This window comes from Anaerocolumna sp. MB42-C2, from assembly GCF_030913705.1.
Lineage (GTDB): Bacteria > Bacillota > Clostridia > Lachnospirales > Lachnospiraceae > Anaerocolumna.
Genome location: NZ_CP133190.1, coordinates 690,496 through 711,902, shown reverse-complemented (window position 1 = coordinate 711,902; position 21,407 = coordinate 690,496). Strand labels below are relative to the sequence as shown.

Annotated in this window: 14 protein-coding genes, 1 tRNA gene and 1 other annotated feature; of the genes, 14 read left to right on the top strand and 1 reads right to left on the bottom strand. The window is 35.7% G+C overall.

The features are described from left to right. Nucleotides 1–284: 284 nt before the first annotated feature. The 11 genes from RBU59_RS03200 to RBU59_RS03150 all read left to right on the top strand — a co-directional run bounded on the left by RBU59_RS03200 (nt 285) and on the right by RBU59_RS03150 (nt 15,483). A complete protein-coding gene (locus RBU59_RS03200; protein WP_308146441.1) occupies nt 285–1,076 on the top strand; it encodes a ParA family protein in 792 nt (263 codons plus the stop codon). Beyond that, nucleotides 1,060–2,052, top strand: a complete 993-nt coding sequence (locus RBU59_RS03195) for a ParB N-terminal domain-containing protein (protein ID WP_308146440.1) — start codon at nt 1,060–1,062, stop codon at nt 2,050–2,052. The genes RBU59_RS03200 and RBU59_RS03195 overlap by 17 nt, the downstream gene beginning before the upstream one ends. A 1-nt stretch (nt 2,053) precedes the next feature. Then, the gene (locus tag RBU59_RS03190; RefSeq protein ID WP_308146439.1) at nt 2,054–2,284 is read left to right on the top strand and encodes a hypothetical protein; all 231 of its coding nucleotides are present in this window, start codon (nt 2,054–2,056) and stop codon (nt 2,282–2,284) included. A 244-nt stretch (nt 2,285–2,528) separates the two neighbouring features. Next, nucleotides 2,529–3,059 (top strand): chloramphenicol phosphotransferase CPT family protein, encoded by a 531-nt coding sequence (locus RBU59_RS03185; RefSeq protein WP_308146438.1) that lies wholly within the window; start codon nt 2,529–2,531, stop codon nt 3,057–3,059. Between the two features lie 79 nt (nt 3,060–3,138). Further along, nucleotides 3,139–3,813 carry a zinc dependent phospholipase C family protein gene (locus RBU59_RS03180; protein WP_308146437.1) on the top strand — a complete coding sequence of 225 codons (675 nt, stop codon included), beginning with the start codon at nt 3,139–3,141 and terminating at the stop codon, nt 3,811–3,813. A gap of 97 nt (nt 3,814–3,910) precedes the next feature. Further along, a complete protein-coding gene (locus tag RBU59_RS03175; RefSeq protein ID WP_308146436.1) occupies nt 3,911–4,750 on the top strand; it encodes a GNAT family N-acetyltransferase in 840 nt (279 codons plus the stop codon). Between the two features lie 242 nt (nt 4,751–4,992). Continuing rightward, the gene (locus RBU59_RS03170; protein ID WP_308146435.1) at nt 4,993–11,208 is read left to right on the top strand and encodes a helicase-related protein; all 6,216 of its coding nucleotides are present in this window, start codon (nt 4,993–4,995) and stop codon (nt 11,206–11,208) included. A gap of 25 nt (nt 11,209–11,233) precedes the next feature. Next, nucleotides 11,234–11,632, top strand: coding sequence for a hypothetical protein (locus tag RBU59_RS03165; protein WP_308146434.1), 399 nt, complete (start codon nt 11,234–11,236; stop codon nt 11,630–11,632). Between the two features lie 65 nt (nt 11,633–11,697). After that, on the top strand, nt 11,698–13,728 hold the full coding sequence (locus RBU59_RS03160; RefSeq protein WP_308146433.1) for a hypothetical protein: 2,031 nt from the start codon (nt 11,698–11,700) through the stop codon (nt 13,726–13,728). A gap of 461 nt (nt 13,729–14,189) precedes the next feature. Then, nucleotides 14,190–14,828 carry a hypothetical protein gene (locus tag RBU59_RS03155; protein WP_308146432.1) on the top strand — a complete coding sequence of 213 codons (639 nt, stop codon included), beginning with the start codon at nt 14,190–14,192 and terminating at the stop codon, nt 14,826–14,828. Between the two features lie 4 nt (nt 14,829–14,832). Beyond that, nucleotides 14,833–15,483 carry a site-specific integrase gene (locus tag RBU59_RS03150; RefSeq protein WP_308148532.1) on the top strand — a complete coding sequence of 217 codons (651 nt, stop codon included), beginning with the start codon at nt 14,833–14,835 and terminating at the stop codon, nt 15,481–15,483. Nucleotides 15,484–15,643: 160 nt separating this feature from the next. On the opposite strand, the gene RBU59_RS03145 is transcribed toward RBU59_RS03150, so the two are convergent. Further along, a tRNA-Arg gene (locus RBU59_RS03145) sits at nt 15,644–15,716 on the bottom strand. A gap of 228 nt (nt 15,717–15,944) precedes the next feature. Between RBU59_RS03145 and RBU59_RS03140 the strand changes: the two genes are divergently transcribed. The 3 genes from RBU59_RS03140 to ligA all read left to right on the top strand — a co-directional run bounded on the left by RBU59_RS03140 (nt 15,945) and on the right by ligA (nt 20,547). Further along, nucleotides 15,945–16,715: a hypothetical protein gene (locus RBU59_RS03140; RefSeq protein WP_308146431.1), complete on the top strand. Its 771-nt coding sequence runs from the start codon at nt 15,945–15,947 to the stop codon at nt 16,713–16,715. Between the two features lie 303 nt (nt 16,716–17,018). Next, complete coding sequence (gene rluF / locus RBU59_RS03135) at nt 17,019–18,353, top strand: 23S rRNA pseudouridine(2604) synthase RluF (protein ID WP_308146430.1); 1,335 nt, start codon at nt 17,019–17,021, stop codon at nt 18,351–18,353. Nucleotides 18,354–18,582: 229 nt separating this feature from the next. Then, nucleotides 18,583–20,547, top strand: coding sequence for an NAD-dependent DNA ligase LigA (gene ligA, locus RBU59_RS03130; RefSeq protein WP_308146429.1), 1,965 nt, complete (start codon nt 18,583–18,585; stop codon nt 20,545–20,547). 489 nt (nt 20,548–21,036) lie between these two features. Continuing rightward, nucleotides 21,037–21,290 (top strand) — a binding site (T-box leader). The last annotated feature ends 117 nt before the right edge of the window (nt 21,291–21,407 follow it).

The following is a 21,407-nucleotide window of genomic DNA, read 5'->3' as shown; positions in this document are numbered from 1 at the left end:
AACTGCGAGTAAATTAATCATAAAATAGGTTACATGATTACTTTTCGCCCACTGGGCGAAAAGTTAACCTCTTTTGGTTTTAGTATGTTAGGAAAGAATCTTAGGTATTATTAAAATAAAAAGATATGAAAAAGAAAGTTTTCTTTTCCATATCTTTTTTTATTGCTGACCTATCGGCATGACGGGGACACAAATACTTATCTCTTTCTTAAGGTGGTGTTGCAACGCCACCTTAAACTATGAACGGAGATGAGTAAATATAAAAAAGAAAGAAGGAGATAGTAATGTGTAAAGTAACAGCAATCGTTAATCAAAAGGGTGGTGTCGGTAAAACGACCACGGCATCCAATCTGGGATATGCCTTGGCATATCAAGGAAAGAAAGTACTGGAAATCGATTTGGATCCCCAGGGAAGTTTAACCGTATCATTAGGTTATGATGATAATGACTATATCAATATTACTATTGCTACGTTGATGGCAATGGCAATCGAGGAAGAAAAGCTGCCGGACAGAGAACTTTATATTGTAAAAGCCGGTAATATCGATCTAATTCCTTGTAATATTGAGCTATCGGCAATTGAAGTAAGTCTGGTAAATGCTATGAGCAGGGAACTGATTCTGAAATCTATTATTGATGAAATAAAGGAATTCTATGATTACATTATTATAGATTGTTCACCGAGTCTGGGTATGCTTACAATCAATGCTTTGGCAGCCTGTGACAGTGTAATTATACCTGTTACGCCGGAATATTTAAGTGCAAAAGGACTGGAGTTATTATTAAAAAACATCATCCGGGTGAAAAAAAGACTGAATCCCAAAATAGAAATAGATGGGATTCTGCTCACCATGTTTGTTGAACGGACAAACCTTTCAAAGGATATTACGGAAATGATAGAAGTGGCTTATGGAGGTCAAATTCACATTTTTGAGAGTCGGGTACCAAAGTCAGTGCAGGTTGGATATTCCATACTACATAATAAATCCGTGATTGAATATGCAAATAAAAATAAAGTATCATTAGCTTATAAGCAATTTGCCCAGGAGGTGTTAGAACGTGGCGCAGCCAATTAAGAAAAAACTGCAATCCCTGGATGACTTATTCGGCGGTAATAAAGAACCGGAGGAATACAGCGATACCGAGAAGAGACAAATAAAAATAGAACTTCTGGTTCCTTTCGAAAAGCATCCCTTTAAATTATATTATGGTAAAAGGTTTGATGATATGGTGCGAAGCATAAAAGATTACGGAATCCTGCAGCCTTTAATAGTAAGACCTTATAAAGCAGATAACAGCAAGTTCGAAATACTGGCAGGTCATAATAGGTGGAATGCCGCCAGAGATATAGGAATGCTGGAAGTTCCAATTATAATAATGGAAGGACTAACCGATGAAGAAGCAATGCTGATCGTAACTGAAACAAATTTAATGCAGCGCTCCTTCGCTGATTTACTTCATTCAGAAAGGGCCCTGGTTCTGGCAAGACACCATGAAGCATTGAAATGCCAGGGTAAGAGATTGGATTTAATTAATGAGGTAAAAATGCTTCTAAGTGAAGAAGAAAACGGCGATTCTATAACTTCTCGCCCAGTGGGCGAAAAGATAAATTCTGATGATGAAACCGGCCGAGAATATGACCTCTCAGGCAGGACAGTATCCAGGTATTTGAGGATTGATTCATTAAGTGAGGAGCTTAAAAGGTTTATAGATTCTGAGGAAATAAGCATTCGTGCCGGTGTTGAATTATCCTATCTAAGTGAAGATAATCAGATTTATCTTGTGGATATCTTAAATAATAATAAATATAAAGTGGATATAAAAACTGCTGTCAGGCTAAGGGAACTTCAAAAACTGAATAAGCTGACAGAATCTGTTATGGAGAGTGTTTTAGCCGGTACCTATGACAAACCGGTTAAGGCGCACTCCATTTTTAGTGGAATAAAAGTAAAGTCAAATATACTGAAGAAGTACTTTAATGAAAAACAGACAGCGAAAGAAGTAGAAGAAATTATTGATAAAGCCTTGGAAAAGTATTATGAGGGGAAATAAGATGGTTAATACGGAGTATAAGCATATTTTAAAAGTTCATGAAGATATTCTGACAGTTCCTGATGCAATTACTGAGTTATTTAAAGAGTATAAGAATATAGGATACGAAATGATGAGAAAAGTGGTGAATTCTTTCACTTACCGTCTGGCTGATGGAACTGTGATTATTGTTTACTGGGAAAAAGGAGCTATATACGAAGACATTGCTGTGCTACCTAAGATAGTAAACTAATTCAATAAAATTGAAAAGGGATTGTAATAAATTAGATATGTGAACAAAATTTACTTACTGAATTAGGATTTAATGAATTAAGTACATTGAAAAATGAATATAGATAGTTGATAGAGTTGGAATAAAAAGGTAGAATTGATCTGATCAGTATGATATAGTATAAATATTGATTCGTTGTTGGTAGTGATTGCGAACAGTGATTATAAATTAAAAACAAAATACAAGAATTTGGAGGATAAAGAAAATGGAGAAAGGGCAAATTATATGGCTTAATGGAGTATCAAGCTCTGGTAAGTCGTCATTGACGCAAGAATTGCAAAAGATATTTCCAGTACCATATTTTTGTATTGGACAAGATACATTTACAGATATTATTGCACCCTGTGAGAGTGGATATTTTAACGGAATAGATGGCGATTCTTTATGGTATATGGCTGTCGATGCAATGTATCATACAATAAGGACATACTCAGATATGGGATTAAATGTTATTGTAGATCATGTTGTTCTTAATCAAGAAGATGGTAAAGAGCAAAACCTGTTTAATTCTTGTAGAGATACATTAAAAAATTATCCACTCACCTTTGTGAAAGTGATATGTTCATTAGAAGAGCTAAAGAGACGAGAAGTCAGCAGAGGGGATAGAGATATTGGAAATGCTGAATGGCAAGTAAAGCAAGGATTGTATCCTCTTGACGGCTATGATGTTGTAGTTGATACAAACAAAATGTCTTTACAAGAATGTGCCCAAAAAATATATAAAACTTTCAAATAAAACGAAACGGATTTTTAAAATGAGATTTAGTTGGTTCGCATATGTTCTAAACAGCGTAATATATGAAAAGGAGAACTAAATGGCTTCTTGGATGGTACATCTACGTATAACAGACAAATTACTGGATGAATTATGTAACCTTTCCTATACAGAATTTGTAGTTGGGAATATAGCACCTGATAGTGGTATTCCCAATGATGATTGGTCAGTTTTTACTCCAAGTGGGGATGTTTCACATTTTAAAACAACAGATGCTGATGGCCTCAAAGATATTCATTTAAACGAATATGTGGAACAGTATTTTTCCATAGAGCAAAGAAAGCGATATAGCAGTAAACAGAAGTCCTTTTATCTTGGTTATCTGACGCATCTTTTAACAGATATGATGTGGGCTAATCTTATAGTTCGACCATGCAAAGATAAGTTTAAATATCTATATTATAAGGACAGAACTGAATGGATATGGACATTAAAAAAAGATTGGTATGATCTTGATTTTCTTTATATTAGAAATAACCCTAATTTCAGAGCATTTTCAATTTATAAGAATGCAGTTGGCTTCCTTAATGAATATATAGATTTTTTCGTTGCCGATGCATTTGATATTAGAAGAGAATATATTACGAGTTTTTATAGTAAAGAAAAAGATGATTTGGAGAGAGAATATACATATTTAAGTGAAATAGAGATGGACCGATTTGTTAATGAAAGTGCTGAGAAAATATGTAATATACTGAAAGAAGAGTATTTATGAAATAAAATATCATTACAGTGTAGGAAACCTAAGCCTTAGCGTAGGAACTACATATTTATATAATAGGAAGAGGGTTGGAGTTTTGGAATATTCACTTATGCAAGCAGATAAAGATTTATTTTCGATTTATCAAACTATATACTCTAATGCAGATATTGAAATGTGGTTTGATTGGAAAAAGCGACTTGATGATACGAAATGGACAGACCAATGCTATTTTGTTCTATTAGATGGGCATAAGATCGGTGGTATCATTATCACAGACGATACCATAATGTTTCCATTTATAATTCCACCTTTTTGTGACAGAACAGCATTTTGGACATTTGTTTTAAAACATTCCGGTAGGGAAAGAATCAAAGGTGTTCTAGATATTGATTCTGTCATTTTACCTATGTTTGGCTATAAAATTGACACTGTCAATCAAGTTATGTGTCGTCCTGCAGACTGCATAACTCATAATTTACCCAATGGCTTTATATGTCGTGCTGTTAATATTAATGCGGAAGCAAAGGAAATTGGCGATGTTATTATACAAAGTTATGCCGGAGGAATCTGTGATGAAATAAATGGAGCTGCGTCGTTAGAGAAAGCTATTGAAGATGCAGAAAAAGTGCTAGAGGTGTATTCACATAAAGACTTATCGCATGTAATCGTTGAAAAAACAACAAATAGAATAGTGGCTGTTTGCTTAGCTGGCAGAGGAAGAAACTATGTTAATGATTATGTTGAAATTGCCGACTTATGTGTTTTACCTCAATTCAGGGGTATTGGACTAGCAAAATTCATGATAGGAAAGGTTGTAACGGAATCAAATGGCATAGCACCATTTATAAAGTTATTTGTTTACGTTGGCAATACTGCGGAATTTATATATCGTCAAATGGGTTTTATGTCTGGGCCAAGATTTACAAACATGTCCAGACGCATGATATGAGCATAATCTGAAGTTATTTAACTTCACAATAGAGTATTAAAAAATAAAGAATAGGTATATGTCTATCAACTATCAATACCAGCGAGAAAGAAATCTGGACAAGGGTTTAGAAATATAATAACGAAAATATAAACAAACTCAGGGATATTGTTAACTCAACAATGTCCCCTTTTTTTATAGATTCTTAAACAATTAAGAGTCTATAAAAGGAGGGGATTCAAAAAATAATAGAAAGGTGAAGCATGGATAAACTAGAAAAACTGAAACTGCTCTATTACTATTCCGTATCGGACATGCTTAAGGATCCATCAAAGTGGAAAGAGTTTCTGCAGTATGCCGGGAATATGTATAAGTATGACTTTGCAACTTTAGTCACTGCTTATGAACAAAATAAAAGCTATACACAGCTGGCAACCTATGAAGCCTGGAAGTCCGTTGGAAGACAGGTTAAACGTGGAGAAAAAAGTATTCCGGTGCTGGTTAAAAATCTACATGGCGTTGCTCATTTATTTGATATCACACAACTTTACGGGGAGCAGAAACCCTGGATATGGGAAATAAAAGAGGAAGACAGTGAAGAATTTATTTCCCGGTTCTTATTAAAAAATCAGAAGTATCAAAATGAGTTCTATACATCCTTTGAAGCAGTCAGAGAAAATATGATAATAGAGCAATGGAAGTTGGCAATTAGCAAAGAACAGAATAATATGGAAATCAGAAATGCACTTATGACCGATTTTTTGTTCCAGAGTATTGATTATATGGTACAATATCGTTGTAATTGCCTTACGGAGAAAGCTAGGAAAGCTTATTTTACGGATAAACCCGAAGAGATTAATGAAACCACCCTACATACCATAGGTTACTACGCTGTTAAAGCAGCAAGGGAGTTATTGCTAAACAGTAAGGAAATCGCTATTGAAATGAGGAAGGAGAATGAAAATGAACGGAGACAGGAAGATAGAAGAACTGCCCAACGGGATGCAGATGGAATACGAAGAGAGGGACGGAATCTGGTTCGCAGTAGTGGAAGGGGAGCAGAACAAAGAATATTGCAAACCTCTGAGCAAATACGGCAACCTGGCAATGAAATACTGGGAGGAAGAGAAACCGGTAGAATTGCAGATGCTAATGATAGAGGGAAATCTGATGGAGACCATGCACAAGATTCAGACAAGGGCCGAGGAAATGATGGACGAGCTTCAGGAGAAAATGCTGAAAGAGGATCCGATCAGGAACCCGGGCAACACCATGGAAGCTTACCGGCACAGGCAAAGGATTCACGATCAGGCGGAAGAAATCGTGCTGCAGGAAGTGATATACAGTTAGAACTTGATTTTGGGCAATTAAATAAGAATACAGAAAAAGAAGAAGGACATCTTGTTACTTCTTCTTTTTTTATGGGAAAAAGTACGGAGCAATCCCAGGAGATTTTGGAAAACCTGCCGGGAGAGGCCAGGGAGCAACCAGCGGAGACCGATACAAAAAGCTTTAGTATTAATAAGGTTTTAATAGATAATGAAACACAAATATCACAAGATGCCAAGATATCGCATAATGCTGAGATATTACAAGAAACCAAGTTAACACATGAAAGACGGAATTATCATTATCAGCCGGATCCCGGAATGGAAGGCAGTTTAAAGACAAGGTATCAGAATAATATTACTGCGATTACTTTATTAAAAAAGATTGAAGCAGAGAATCGTCTGGCTGCACCGGATGAGCAGATTATTTTAAACAGGTATATCGGTTGGGGTGGTTTAGCCTCAGTCTTTGATGAAAATAACACCACCTGGGCTAACGAGTATGTAGAACTTAAGGGAGTACTTACGGATGAGGAATATAAAAGTGCAAGAGCATCCACAACTACCGCTTTTTATACTCCGGCTGAAATTATTCAGGGAATCTATCAGGCACTGCATCAGTTTGGATTTCAGGGAGGAAATGTTTTGGAACCATCACTGGGGACCGGCAGGTTCTTTTCCCATATACCGGAGTCCATAGAAAGTAAAACAAAGCTTTATGGTATAGAAATGGACAGCATCTCCGGTCGAATCGCCACACAATTATATCAGAAAGCAGATATCCGGATTTGTGGTTATGAGCAGTCTGACTTTCCAGATAATTTCTTCGATGCTGCCATTGGAAATATTCCTTTTGGCGATTACAAAGTTTTTGATAAACGCTACAAGAAGCACAACTTCCGTATCCACGAGTATTTCTTCGCAAAAACCATCGATCAGGTAAGAACCGGAGGGATTATCGCCTTTATAACCAGCAAAGGAACTCTGGATAAAGCAAATCCGTCCGTAAGAAAATATCTGGCTGAGCGCGTGGACTTAATCGGAGCAATCCGTCTGCCGAATATGGCTTTCAAAGAAGCCAACACAGAAGTAACCAGCGATATTCTCTTCTTTCAGAAAAGAGAACGGCTGCAGGTAACCGAACCGGAATGGGTGTTTACGGGATTTACAAAAGATCAGGTTCCGGTAAACCAATATTACATAGAACATCCGGATAGGATGCTTGGAAAAATGGTGTTTGATACGAAGATGTTTGGGGAAGACAGTAAATATACCACACTGGTAAATGAACATCCGGAGAACTTGATCAAAGATTATATACAGGCAGTTGGAAAGTTAAATAAACCAATTGCACAGGGTTCCGAACAAGAAAAGGATGAAGTAAAAGAAGAGGAAACAGATAGCATTCCGGCGGATCCATTAGTAAAGAATTTTTGCTACGCTATAAGAGATGAAAAAGTATATTACCGTGAAAATTCTATCATGAAGGAGGTTAAAGTATCTAAATCCAAAGAAGAACAGATAAAAGGCCTGATTGATATCCGTATGGCTGCCAGAGTCCTCATTGATGCCCAGCTGGATAACTGTACCGACAAGGAATTAATGGAATTACAGAGGAAGCTGAAAGAAACCTATCATCCTTTTGTTAAGAAGTACGGTGTTTTATCCGGAAAAAATAATACTTTATTTAAACTGGATGCAGATTATCCCTTACTTTTATCTCTGGAGTATATAGATAAAGATAACAAGGTTGCAAAAGCTGATATCTTTTCAAAGCGTACCATAAAGCCTTATAAAGTAGTGGAACATGTGGAGACGGCCAGGGAGGGATTGATAGTATCCATGATGGAAAAAGGCGGTGTTGATATTCCTTATATAGCAGGGCTTGCAGGCATAACCCCGGAACAGGTAGTAAAGGAGCTACAAGGTGAAATCTTTCTGAATCCGGAAAAAATGGACGAAGAATCGCCTTATTCAGGGTATGAAACAGAAGATGAATACCTTTCCGGGAATGTAAGAGCAAAGCTAAGGATAGCAGAAATGTATTTAAAAACGAATCAAATTTTTGAAGCGAATGTAGTTGATTTAAACAAAGTACAACCGGAAGACCTAACTGCCAGTGATATAGAAGTCAGGCTGGGAACCACCTGGATTGAGGAGGAAGATCTGAATCAATTCATGTACGAACTGCTGGAAACACCAAAATCCTACCGATTGGAAAAGGACAGACGGGAAAATGAAAGGGTGACAGCGATCCGATATAACAACTTTACTTCTGCTTATTCCGTAACGAATAAAGTTTATGATGTTACAGAACGGCTACGTGCCTCTGAGACCTACGGAACCAGCCGCATGAATGCTTATCTCATTATAGAAGACAGCCTGAACTTAAAGACAGTGGTCGTAAAGGACAGAATGGTTAATGAAGACGGTAATTATTATTATGTTGTGAATAAGAAAGAGACGATCCTAGCAAGAGAAAAGCAGAGCCTGATTAAGGAAAGATTTAAAGAGTGGTTCTGGTCTGATATAAACAGACGAGATAAATATGTTCGAAAATACAACGATATGTTTAATAATATCAGGCTTCGGGAATATGACGGCTCGAACCTGCAATTTCCCGGTATGAATCCTGCAATTGAATTACGTCCACACCAAAAAAATGCCATAGCACGGGTTCTATACGGAGGGAATGCACTTCTGGCACACTGTGTTGGCGCCGGTAAAACTTATGAAATGATTGCCAGCGCCATGGAATTAAAAAGAGTTGGACTGGCCAGCAAGTCTATGCTGTGTGTACCAAACCATTTAACAGAGAAGATTGGTAATGATTTTATTAAGCTTTATCCGGCGGCAAATATACTTGTGGCAACCAAGGCGGATTTTGAGCCGTTAAACCGCAAGACGTTTATCAGTAAAATCGCAACGGGAGAATACGATGCTATTATAATCGGACATACCCAGTTTGAGAAAATACCTATATCTCCGGAAAGAGAGCAGGCAATGATTGAGGAACAGATAAATCAGGCAGAGGCAGCTATTGAACGGATTAAAGAGGATAATGGAGAGAACTGGTCGGTAAAACAGATGGAGAAGTTTAAAAAGAGCCTGGAAACTGAACTGCTTTCCTTAAGAGACAGTAACAGAGACAATGTGATATGTTTTGAAGAACTAGGAATTGACACCTTATTTGTTGATGAAGCCCATTATTATAAAAATTGTGCGGTATTTTCCAAGATGCGAAATGTAGCGGGCATATCCACCAGTAAGGCAAAAAAGTCTACGGATATGCTGATGAAATGCCAGTACATACAGGAAATCAACGGCGGCAGGGGTGTTGTGTTCGCCACAGGAACTCCGGTATCGAATTCCATGACGGAGCTCTATGTCATGCAGCGATATTTGCAGAATCAAATCTTGAAAGAAAAAGGAATTGAACATTTTGATGCCTGGGCTGCCAATTTCGGGGAAGTAATCTCTTCCCTTGAGCTGGCACCGGAGGGAACCGGCTACCGCTTTAAAAACCGATTTGCCAGATTTACCAATCTTCCGGAATTAATGACTATGTTTCGTGAGATAGCAGATGTACAGCTTCCGGATATGCTGAATCTGCCGGTTCCAAAGTTAAAGAACGGTAAATATAATATCGTGGTTTCAGAACCGGGTGAATACACCAGTGAGGTCATGAAGATATTTGCGGAAAGAGCCGAAGCGATTCGTAATGGAGAAGTAAAACCTTATATCGACAATATGCTTAAGATTACAAATGAAGCCAGATTATTGGGAACAGATCCACGGCTCCTGGATCCCGCCGCACCAAATGAACCTGACAGTAAAGTGAATCAATGTATTGAAAATGTCTATGAAGAATACCGTAACAGTACTCCTGTCAAAGGAACACAAATTATTTTCTGTGATGTAGGCACACCGAATAAGGACGGAAGATGGTCTGTTTATAATTACATAAAGGAAGAGTTAATACGCTTTGGGATACCGGAGAATGAAATCTGTTTTATCCATGATGCGAATACGGAAAAACAAAGAGAAAGGCTTTTTGAAGATTTAAGAAACGGTACTAAAAGAATTATAATAGGCAGTACGCCAAAGATGGGAACCGGAGTGAATATTCAGAAAAGACTGGTTGCCTTACATGATCTGGATTGCCCCTGGAGGCCTGCCGATCTGGAACAGAGAAGCGGCCGTGGATTGCGGCAGGGAAATATGAATGAGGAAATCGCCATTTACCGCTATGTTACAAAAAATACCTTTGACGCTTATAACTGGCAGTTGGTGGAACAGAAACAGAAATTTATTTCACAGATTATGACCAATAAGTTTGTGGAGCGTACCTGTGAGGATATTGATGAAACTGTATTGTCCTATGCCGAAGTGAAAGCACTGGCAACCGGTAATCCATATATTAAAGAAAAGATGGATATTGATACGGAAGTGGCAAGGTTAAAGATGCTTATGGCAGGTTTCCTGAATGAGAAATATAAATATGAAGAAGGAGTCCATAAAGTTTATCCCGCTCAGATTGACGAATATAAAGAGAAAATAAGAATTACACAAAAAGATATTGAACTTAGGGATTCTCAGCCGATCAGCGAAGATTCATTTTTAATCAACCTGCAGGGAGCTGTTTATATGGAACGGGCCAGAGCTGGCGAAACCTTACTGGCTATTATGACTATGAGTGAAATACCAAAAGAGATTGGTGTGTACCGGGGATTTCGTTTGTGTTCCATAACTTCCGAAACAGTACATATGAGGAGCTATATCAGTGTTGAGGGCAATACAACATACAGTCTGGAGATTGGTACCAGCGGCCTTGGAAATATAAGCAGATTAGAGAATCTAATCAATGGTCTTGAAGATAAGTTGGAAAACTTTAAGGAACGATTAGAGATTGCAAAGGAGAATTTAAAGGAAGCAAAGAGTAACTGCAACAAGGTTTTTCAATATGAGGAAGAATTACAGGCCAAGATCAACCGCCAGATGGTATTAAATCAGATGCTTGAAATTGATAAAAAAGATGAGGTACTGGCGGATGAAGATATGGAAACAGAAATTAAGAATCTGGCCAATACCACAAACGAGTTCAGGAACTATCAGGCTGAACAGAGTGAAGATTATGAGCTAGAGCCATAAGAAAAGCGCACAGAGGAGTTGAAGAATGGAATTAATAAGAGGAGAGTTATTCAGAATTTATTATGGAATCATAGGTTGCTTCATGCTTCTGTACCTTTATGATTTAGTAAAAGAAAAACTTCCTAAAAAAATAGCAAATGTATTTTATCATTTAAGTAATCTTGTTACAGGTATTTTATTTATTGTCATAGGATTAATTCCTTATATTTTGATGTGGAAATTTAATGAACTGGATAACCTTATCTTATGGAAGCTTGCAGCATTAACTGTGGTACCGCTTTTGGGAGGAATCGTGTGGATAGGGGTGTGTTTATTGGACATTCTGTTTGAACTAATCGGATTCATTATAAAAAAGTTGCACTCAGGGATAAAGAAGCTCCTATATCTTAACCGGATTAATTCAAATAAAGATTTTAAATTTTAATTGGTAACCCGAAACCGGAACAGTAAAAATTACTGTTCTTTTTTTATATAAAAAGGAGGAAGCAAATGGACAAAAGCAACAGCAGGTCAAAAAAAGAGGAGAATCAAATCTCCAAAGTGGACATTGCCAACAGTGTCAGTATTCTGGATTATGCCTACAAAAATAATATTGAAGTATTGTATGAAGATCAGAATGTAGCCAGAATAGCAGATACGGAAACCAGTGTAATAACCGTATACAAGGAAAATAACTCCTGGAAAACCGACAGTGAAGAGGAAGAAAATAATTATGGTAATACCATACGCTTCGTAGCAAAGGTTGAGAATACGGATTGGAAAGAGGCAATGAGTATTCTGTTAGAAGAGAGGGCGGAGTATTTATCTGCGGAGGAATATAACAGAGCTTATTTAGAGGAACTGAACGAACAGAACCAGGAAGATAGAGAGGTATCTTCCGACCGGATGGCAAGGAACAATCAGGAGTTCCGAGTCGTAAAAGAAATACCAATCGTGGAATATTTAAAGGTATTAGGACTTCCGGTGAAAGAACTGCATAGTGGTAAATTTGCTGTTATTGCTGATAAAAGATATGAGGGATTGATTATCTATAACCAGACCAATACATGGGATTGGAATACGCAGGGAATCCGTAATGAGGATATCATTGGATTGGCTATGAAAGTACAGGGCTATAACAGGCAGGAAGCATTGGAAGAAATGATAGCTTTTACAGAAGACAGGCAGATAATACCGAATAAGTTATTTGCTGAAAATATTCTTGAACCTGATTTGAATGCAGAGGAAGAGAGTAGTCCAATTGAAGCCGGGACAGGTGAGAATACGGCAACGGTTAACGGTGCGCAGGAAGTTTATTCAGAAGCTGTACCAGAGATAACGGCTGAAAAACAAGCCAAAAAGAAAACAATGTCCAAGGAGCAGCTATCAGAAATTTTATCCGGTTATCGCTGGGGTATTGATGTTTCAGAATATGATAATCCGGATTTAAATCCGGAGCAGATGCATCAATTGAAGTTAGCAATTAGCCGCGGAATAAATGCAGGTGAAATAAATTCACCCCGGCTCAGTGCGGAATATATGAAGGAAATGCGACTTGCCTTACAAAATGGTATTAGTCTGGAGGTTTTTAAAGATAAAAATAATCAGTTCATCTTCAGCACAGAGCAGGCCAGAGAAATCCGTCTGGGTTACATAAACGGACTAACAGCAGAGGCGGTTGCCATTTATGCTTACAGTAATCTGGACCATGAGGTTATGAAAGAATTACGTCTTGGTCTGCAGAATGATATGTATGAGATGAAGAACTTAAGTAGTGGTAATTACACCGCAAAAGATATTCATGCAATACGGATGACATTAACCATCAACCGAATCCTGGATAGTATTAAACTCCATTTACGTAACTTATACTACAGCATTATATCTTTACTTGAGAGAAATATCGTTTATGAGAGAGAAAATAAAGGAATACATACAGAAACAGCAGACATCGGTGCGAAATATCAGGATGGGTCAGATACCATAGATACTGAAAAAGAAGCAGTTTACGAACTTAAGGATGCAATCGAGGAAATCTATTATTCCATGGAAGAAGAACTACAGGATTTACCCATTGATCAAAAGAAAGAGGCAATCGTTGATGCTCTATGGGAAGTGCTGCATAAAGCCAGAGAAATGGATGATACCGTTGCAGCTCAAAACCACAGTGAAGTTTATAAAGCAGTGGATGAACTGATTGAAGAAAAGGAAATGGAACATTTGCAGGAAGCAGCTTATGAGAGCCTGCAGGAGGAATATGTTGAACAATTCTTCGATAATGAAAACAAGTATAACGAAATGCTAATCGAATTTACAAGTAAAATCCTAAGTGATAGCTCGATTGAAAATGGACAGAAAACAAAGATTTTTGAACGAACATTAGGGATTGTGTACGGCAGTAAGGTAGCCGAGAAATGGATCGAACATCTACCGGTTGAGCAGCAAAACTCACCGGTTACGGAAAAGCAGCTGCAAATGATTCGGGAAGAATATGAACAAATGATAACAGTAACGGAAGAACTGGTGCATGAAGCAGGGTAATCGTAGGAATGATTACCCTGTCTTTATAGTAAGGGAGCGTGAAGATGGAGAGAATAACTTATCGCACCAAAACCGGTGCAGAATAATCCTATTATAAGTACAGTGAAGCTGATATACAAAAAGCAAATGGGACAAATATCTCAGAGTTATCCAGGAGGATGGGCTAGGACATAAAAGATATGAATCAGAGATGAAGAAGCTATTACAATGACTAAGGAGAATTTCATAGCAACAATTGGAGCAGGGAGGCATACAGCTAATAAAATTGCGGAACAAGCAGAGGCAATGAAGAATTGACTACTATGACAGTATATGAGGTACAAAAGTTAAAAGCAGAAAATGAACAGTTACAAAATAAATTAGAAGAATTAGAACAACGCTTATTAAAATTAGAAGTGGCATAAGGGGGGCAGCAATGTCCTCTTATTTTTATGCATTATATTTAAGAAAGGATTGGGTTAATGGAGAAAGAATTAAAGATTTTAAATAGTAAGGATTTACAAGTGATGTTTGGGTTTGGCAAAACAAAGATGTCACAGGTGTTAAATTCCGGTTTATTACCTGTAGTTAAAATTGGTAAGCAGTGGGTAACTACCGATGCACAAATGCAGGAATGGTTTAATAAAAACGCCGGTAAACGTATACAGATAGGTAAAACGCTTGACGGAAAGCCTAAAATAAAAGCATTATACGGAAAAACCGAACCAGAATGTAAACGTAAGTTAAAAGAGTATAAGAAAGAAATAGCAAAGGGTATTAATGAGGTATCAAAACTAACTGTTGCAGAATATATAGAGAGGTGGTTAAAAGCTTATAAATTCTATTCATTGAAACCGGCATCCTATGATAGGCTTGAAAGTGTATTCAATAATTATGTAAAAGACTCTATAGGATACTATCAAATGGGTAATATTACGTCAAATGATATACAGAAACTTATTAATAAAATGAGTAAATCTTTATCATATTCTAGTGTTAAGAAAATAATTGAATTATTAAGACCATGTTTTAAACATGCTGTTTTGGTTGGCGTTATTCATAAAAATCCATGTGACGCAGTAATATTGCCCAGACAGAATTCAATGGCTATAAAAGACTAAAAAAATAGATATATTAACAGATAAAGAAGTTAGTGTTATTAAAGATATCACTAATGATGTAATGTGTAAAAAATCGAGAAAACATAAACATGCTCCGGTTTTTGTTTTAATATTAAATACTGGATTAAGATGTGGAGGAGTTCTTGCTCTAGAATTTAGTGATATTGACTTTGATAAAAAAGTACTTCATGTTAGTAAGAGTGTTAGTATTATTAAAAACAGGGATGAAAATGACATTGAAAATAAAACTAAAGTAATCATCACAGATACTAAAACAATTAACGGTGATAGATATATTCCGCTGAACAATACGGCTATTAACGCTTTAAAACAAATTCAGGATTATAATCAATATTATAATATTCAGACTAATCTTGTAGTATCTAATGACAAAGGTGCCATGGTAAATGAGAGAAATTTACAAAGAACACTTGATAGGGTATTAAAAAAGGGAATGGGTGATGATTATAAACATCACAGTATACATAGTTTAAGACATACCATGGGATCTATGGCTTTATCAACAGGTAAAATAGATATTAAGGTGGTATCCGAAATTCTTGGCCATAGTGATATAAATTTAACTTATAATAAGTATATTCATATCATTAAAGATCAGAAAGCACAGGCTTTAGAGTTATTAGATGTTATATAAATCTGATTATAAAAAGATTACAAAACAAACGATTTTAAACGAACCAAAATGAACCGTAACGGTAGAAATGGATTTTATAGAGCAGTTGTTCATGCTGTATAAATCCAGAAAAATCAATACTTTCAGGCATATTCACATCCTGTTTCCTGGCAACAAAAAATGCACCTAAAGGGACTCGAACCCCCGACACGAAGCTTCGGAAGCTTCTGCTCTATCCACTGAGCTATAGATGCATAGACACATTGTACATGAAAAATTGAAAATGGGCAAGATATTTTTTAAAATTTTAAAAATTTTAAAAAATATCTTGCCCATTTGACATAAACTTCCAATAATTATTACATAATTATTAAATATATTACGAAAAAGAAAAAACATAGTATTGCATTTTTTTCAAAAATTTGTTATTATAGGAAATAGATAATTGAAAAGGCTCTGTTGATTAAATAAAGGAGATTACAATGAAACTTAAATATAAAAAATTGGTAGTAATGATTACTATGTGTACAATGGGAATCGGATTAGTTACTTTTTCTATTTCCAGACCATCAGATAAAAGCACTACAGTAGTAGAAAATTCAAGCGATGATGCGGTTAAAGTTAAAGCTAGTATAGAGACAGAGGATATAAGTAAAGCTTCCTTGAAAGCTGCTTCTATATTACCATCAGTTACACCGACACCGACAGAAGTACCGGAAACTAAGGACGATGAGGCGTCGAATCAAGCGGGTCCTTTGGAAAAGAATGCTCATAAAGAAATCAATACATTGATTAAAAACTATTTGAACGCTAAGTTAAGTAAAAAAATTAATAAATTCAAACCATTAGTTAATGATGTAAGTTATATAGATTTGAAAGATATAGCAAGAAAAACCAAGTATATAGAAGGTTATAAGAACGTAACCTGTTATACAAAGAAAGGACCTGAGGAAGGTTCTTATATAGTTTATGCATACCATGAAGTTAAATTTACCAGCATTAAAGCACTTGCACCGGCCATGAACGAATTCTATGTAAAAATGAATGAAAAGGGTGAGCCTTATATTTATTTAGGTGAAATTAATAATGCAACCAAGCAATATCTGGATGAAGTGCGTGAATCAGATGAGGTAATGAATTTAATTTATGACGTTAATGATAAATTACAGAAAGTAGTAGCAGATGATAAAGAGTTGCATGAATTCTATTCGAAACTTGAAGAGTCTGCTAAAAATGTAACAATGAATAATTAATCTATCCTGTTAGTAATGAGAAGTTAAATTTTTATTATGTTTTGCTAATACTGATCGAGATTACCGTATAGTTGTCTATCCCAATATCAATTGGGATAGATTTTTTTGTCTCACTCAATATTTAGTTTTCGTTCTTTTGCGCTAAAGCGAAGTGTGGAATCTATACGAACATACATTTGATTTATCTCCTTAAACGTAAGCTTTCGCTTGTACTTTTTATTGAGTGCTGTTATAATATTTAAGAAGTGTACAAACTACTTATAAGATTTGTACAGGCGTTAAAAACGCAGAGAAGGAACGGATATGGCCAAAAGGACAAAAAAATTAATTGAAACTATTTCAAATGATACGGATATCAGATTAAATAAGTACTTAAGTGATGCAGGTGTGTGTTCCCGAAGAGAAGCCGATAAATATATCGCGGAAGGTAAGATTACAATAGATGGAATAACAGCTGTTATGGGGTCTAAAGTAAAAAAAGGCCAGGTTATTTTATTAGATGGGAAACCAGTGAATAAAGATGAATCACTGGTTCTTATTGCATTTAATAAACCGAGAGGAATCGTCTGTACTACAGACAAAAGAGAGAAAGATAATATCATAGATTTTATTCAATATCCCAAGAGAATATACCCGATAGGAAGACTTGATAAAGACTCAGAGGGATTAATTCTACTTACGAATGACGGTGATATCGTTAATAAAATATTACGTGCAGGCAATAATCATGAAAAGGAATATATAGTAACACTAAATAAAGCAATTACATCGGAATTTCTAAAAGGAATGGAAAGTGGGGTACCTATTTTAGATACGGTTACCCGCCCCTGTCAAATAAAAGCTTTAGATAAATTTACTTTTCAAATTATACTGACCCAGGGGTTAAACCGGCAGATAAGAAGAATGTGCGAATATTTTGATTATAAGGTATTAGCACTGAAAAGAATCAGAATCATGAATATAAATTTAGGATATATGCAGATAGGTGGATATCGTAATGTTACGGAGAAAGAAATTGCCGGATTAAATGAATTAATCAGCAATTCTGTTAATACTCCGGATGATGTATGGAATTCATTAGAAGAGACATCGGTTGATAACAACGATAAAAATTCAAAGGTAAAACATTTTAAAACATTCAATAATTCATATGGAAAAAATGAGGCATTTACTGCAGTTAAACAGGGAAAAACTAAAAAAGATATATCTAAGAATAGCGTAAGTAATAAAAATGCAAATAATAAAACTACAAATAATAAAACTATAAATAATAGAAGTACAAAGGATAAAAGCACTAATAATAAAGACTTTAATAAAAAAATCACAAATGGTAAAGAATTAGTTGTAACCAAATTAAATAGAGAATCAGATGATAAAGAGATTATTTATAAGAAAAATCTGCAGAAAAATAATATAAAAGGTAATAGTAAAAGTTATTCAAAAGATAGTGTAAAAGATAATGCTAAAGTTTATGCAAAAGATAATAGTAAGGTTTATACTAAAGATAATGAAAAAGGTAATACAAGAAATAAGTTTAATCATACAAAGGGCAACAGCGGTTCAGGCAGTAATTCATTCAAACCAAAAACAAAGACTTTCAATAAATCATTCAAAAGCTCTTCGCGTGGAAATAAATAATAATCCGGGATTATGTGCCATTTGTGGCTGCTATAAGCTGCCATGTCACCTCATTACGAAAAGAAAAATAGAAACTATTAGCCAGTTCCTTTTTGTAATAGTGAAAGAAAATTGATAGGAAAGGTATGCCACATAATGATTTGTTTACTTTGTGAAACTTAGTTTCACATTTTATTGTGTGGCAGTAACACGTCTGCTAAACAAGATGTGTTATGCAATAGGTATTAAAATGGAAGATAAAATGGAGCAAATAAAAGAACTGGTCAATCGTTTAAATGAAGCCGGTAAGACTTATTATCAGGAAAACAGGGAAATCATGACTAATTTTGAGTATGATGCTCTGTATGACCAGTTATTGGAGTTAGAAAAGGAAACCGGAATTGTTTTATCAAACAGTCCGTCCATACATGTTGGTTATGAGATTTTAAGTGAACTGCCAAAGGTTAGACATGAAAAACCTATGTTATCCCTGGATAAAACAAAAGAGGTTCCGACGTTACAGGAATGGCTTGGTAGGCAAGAGGGCCTGTTATCCTGGAAACTGGACGGACTTACAATCGTATTGACTTATAAAGAGGGTAAATTATTCAGTGCTGTTACCAGAGGAAATGGTGAATATGGAGAAGTTATTACGAATAACGCCAAGGTGTTTAAAAATATACCTCTTAATGTTGCTTATAAGGGAGATATGGTGCTACGTGGAGAAGCAGTAATCAAATATTCTGATTTCGAAAAGATTAATGAGGAAATAGCAGATGTGGAAGCAAAATATAAGAATCCCAGAAATCTTTGCAGCGGAAGTGTAAGGCAATTAAATAATGAAATTACGGCAAGCAGAAAGGTACATTTTTTCGCCTTTGGTTTAGTTAGTACGGCAGGAGAGGTGGAATTTCATAATTCCAGAAAGAAACAGCTGCTTTGGCTTAAAAGCTTGGGATTTGATATTGTTGAAAATAAAAGTGTTACGGAAGATAATCTGGAAGAGACAGTCAGATGGTTTGCCGAGCATGTGGCAAAAAATGATTTTCCATCCGATGGCCTGGTATTAACTTATGATAACATAAGTTATGGAATCTCTCTCGGAACTACAGCCAAATTCCCAAGGGATTCCATTGCATTTAAATGGGTGGACGAGATTCGGGAAACAACTTTAAAGGAGATAGAATGGAGTGCATCCAGAACCGGCCTTATCAATCCTATAGCCGTATTTGATCCGGTGGAATTGGAGGGAACTACGGTAAGCCGTGCCAGTATTCATAATATCAGCATAATGGAAGCTTTAGAACTTGGAATCGGAGATACCATACAGGTTTATAAAGCCAATATGATTATACCGCAGATTGCGGACAATTTAACCAGAAGCGGACATATAGATATACCGGAGGTCTGTCCCGTCTGTTCCCATCCGGCTCAGGTAAAAAAGGTAAATGATGTGAAAGCTTTATTCTGTACCAATTCAGAATGCCTGGCGAAGAAAATCAAATCCTTTACCCATTTTGTAAGCCGGGATGCAATGAATATGGAGGGATTATCGGAAGCAACTATTGAGAAATTTATTGCAAAGGGAATGATTCATGAATTAGCGGATTTGTTTCATTTAAAGAAATATAAGGATGAGATTGTCACAATGGAGGGCTTTGGCGATAAATCCTATAAGAATCTTATTGCTTCCGTTGAAAAAGCAAGATCTACCACTACAGCCAAATTTTTATACAGTTTAGGAATTCAGAATATCGGTTTATCCAATGCAAAGTTAATCTGTAAAGAATATAAAAATAAATTTGAAGAGATAAGAAATGCAGAGAGAGAAAGACTGTTAACGATACCCGGCATAGGCGGTGTTATAGCAGATGCTTTTATCGAATTTTTCAGAAACGAAAGCAATCAGATTATGATTGATGATTTATTAAAGGAAATACAGTTTGAACAATCTGAAGTATCTGAAGAAAATGCAAAAAAGCTAGAGGGTAAGACCTTTGTAATTACCGGTTCGGTAGAACACTATACCAACCGAAATGAACTAAAGGAAGTGATTGAGCAAAAAGGCGGAAAGGTAACAGGTTCTGTCACTGCCAAAACCGACTACTTAATCAATAACGATAATCTTTCGAATTCTTCGAAAAATAAAAAAGCAAAAGAACTTGGAATCCCAGTTATAACTGAAGAAGAGTTTATACAAATGATCAAAGAATAATGTTGTATAATAATGAATAATCTATTATAAAAATAATAAAAGAATAATTAAAAAGTATAGCCGATATATACAGATAATATCTTAATCATATAAGAGGTACAGAATGTAATAAGTACGATAATTAATTATTGATAAAGATATTAATAAATGTAATTTTTAATGCAATTATATAATTAGATTTTAGATTGAGTTTAAAGTTAAAAATAAATATTTAGAGATACTGTGTATAGCAGATAATTTTGTCACTTTCCCAGTCAACAAACGCGACATGTTTTATGTGAGCGTATTGTCACAGAAAACCGGAGAATTGCAGCGCAGGAACGCTGCTTTCTCGTTTTGTGTGCATCGCGCAAGCGTGTTATTTTTCACGGAACTGCTGCTTTTTGCAGGGGAGTGAACAATAACATAATACTAATAATTATCTGCTGTGATAATGATTGTAAGATTGACTTTTTAATAAAAATATTATAGTATAAGATTATAAAATAAATAAAGGCTATGAAAAGAAAAGTAAGCAGTGGAATATGTAACAGAGAGCTTTAATGGTGAGAATAAGCACAGAATACATTGCAGAAGATGGTCTTGGAGCTGCGCACCGACTACATTTTTTGTATAGGCTGCGATGGGAGTGCCCATTATAGCATCAGAGTATCGAAGCGAATTCCGTACTTGCAGAGGTCTGTATTGTGAGATATAGATAAATTAAGGTGGTATCACGAAGCATATATGCTATCGTCCTTGAAATTATAAGTAAAGGAGGATAGCTTTTTTGTACCCTGATAATATCTGACGAGAAATAAATGTTGTTCTTAATATTAATGAGACAATAAGTATAAATCTGATTTTTAGAAGAATACAAA

Excerpts from the sequence above, each read along its gene's own strand:
- RBU59_RS03200 (WP_308146441.1), top strand. The coding sequence starts at position 285 with ATGTGTAAAGTAACAGCAATCGTTAATCAAAAGGGTGGTGTCGGTAAA.
- RBU59_RS03185 (WP_308146438.1), top strand. The coding sequence starts at position 2,529 with ATGGAGAAAGGGCAAATTATATGGCTTAATGGAGTATCAAGCTCTGGT.
- RBU59_RS03165 (WP_308146434.1), top strand. The coding sequence starts at position 11,234 with ATGGAATTAATAAGAGGAGAGTTATTCAGAATTTATTATGGAATCATA.
- RBU59_RS03155 (WP_308146432.1), top strand. The coding sequence starts at position 14,190 with ATGGAGAAAGAATTAAAGATTTTAAATAGTAAGGATTTACAAGTGATG.
- rluF (WP_308146430.1), top strand. The coding sequence starts at position 17,019 with ATGGCCAAAAGGACAAAAAAATTAATTGAAACTATTTCAAATGATACG.
- RBU59_RS03190 (WP_308146439.1), top strand. The coding sequence starts at position 2,054 with ATGGTTAATACGGAGTATAAGCATATTTTAAAAGTTCATGAAGATATT.
- RBU59_RS03140 (WP_308146431.1), top strand. The coding sequence starts at position 15,945 with ATGAAACTTAAATATAAAAAATTGGTAGTAATGATTACTATGTGTACA.
- ligA (WP_308146429.1), top strand. The coding sequence starts at position 18,583 with ATGGAAGATAAAATGGAGCAAATAAAAGAACTGGTCAATCGTTTAAAT.
- RBU59_RS03175 (WP_308146436.1), top strand. The coding sequence starts at position 3,911 with ATGCAAGCAGATAAAGATTTATTTTCGATTTATCAAACTATATACTCT.
- RBU59_RS03170 (WP_308146435.1), top strand. The coding sequence starts at position 4,993 with ATGGATAAACTAGAAAAACTGAAACTGCTCTATTACTATTCCGTATCG.
- RBU59_RS03180 (WP_308146437.1), top strand. The coding sequence starts at position 3,139 with ATGGCTTCTTGGATGGTACATCTACGTATAACAGACAAATTACTGGAT.
- RBU59_RS03160 (WP_308146433.1), top strand. The coding sequence starts at position 11,698 with ATGGACAAAAGCAACAGCAGGTCAAAAAAAGAGGAGAATCAAATCTCC.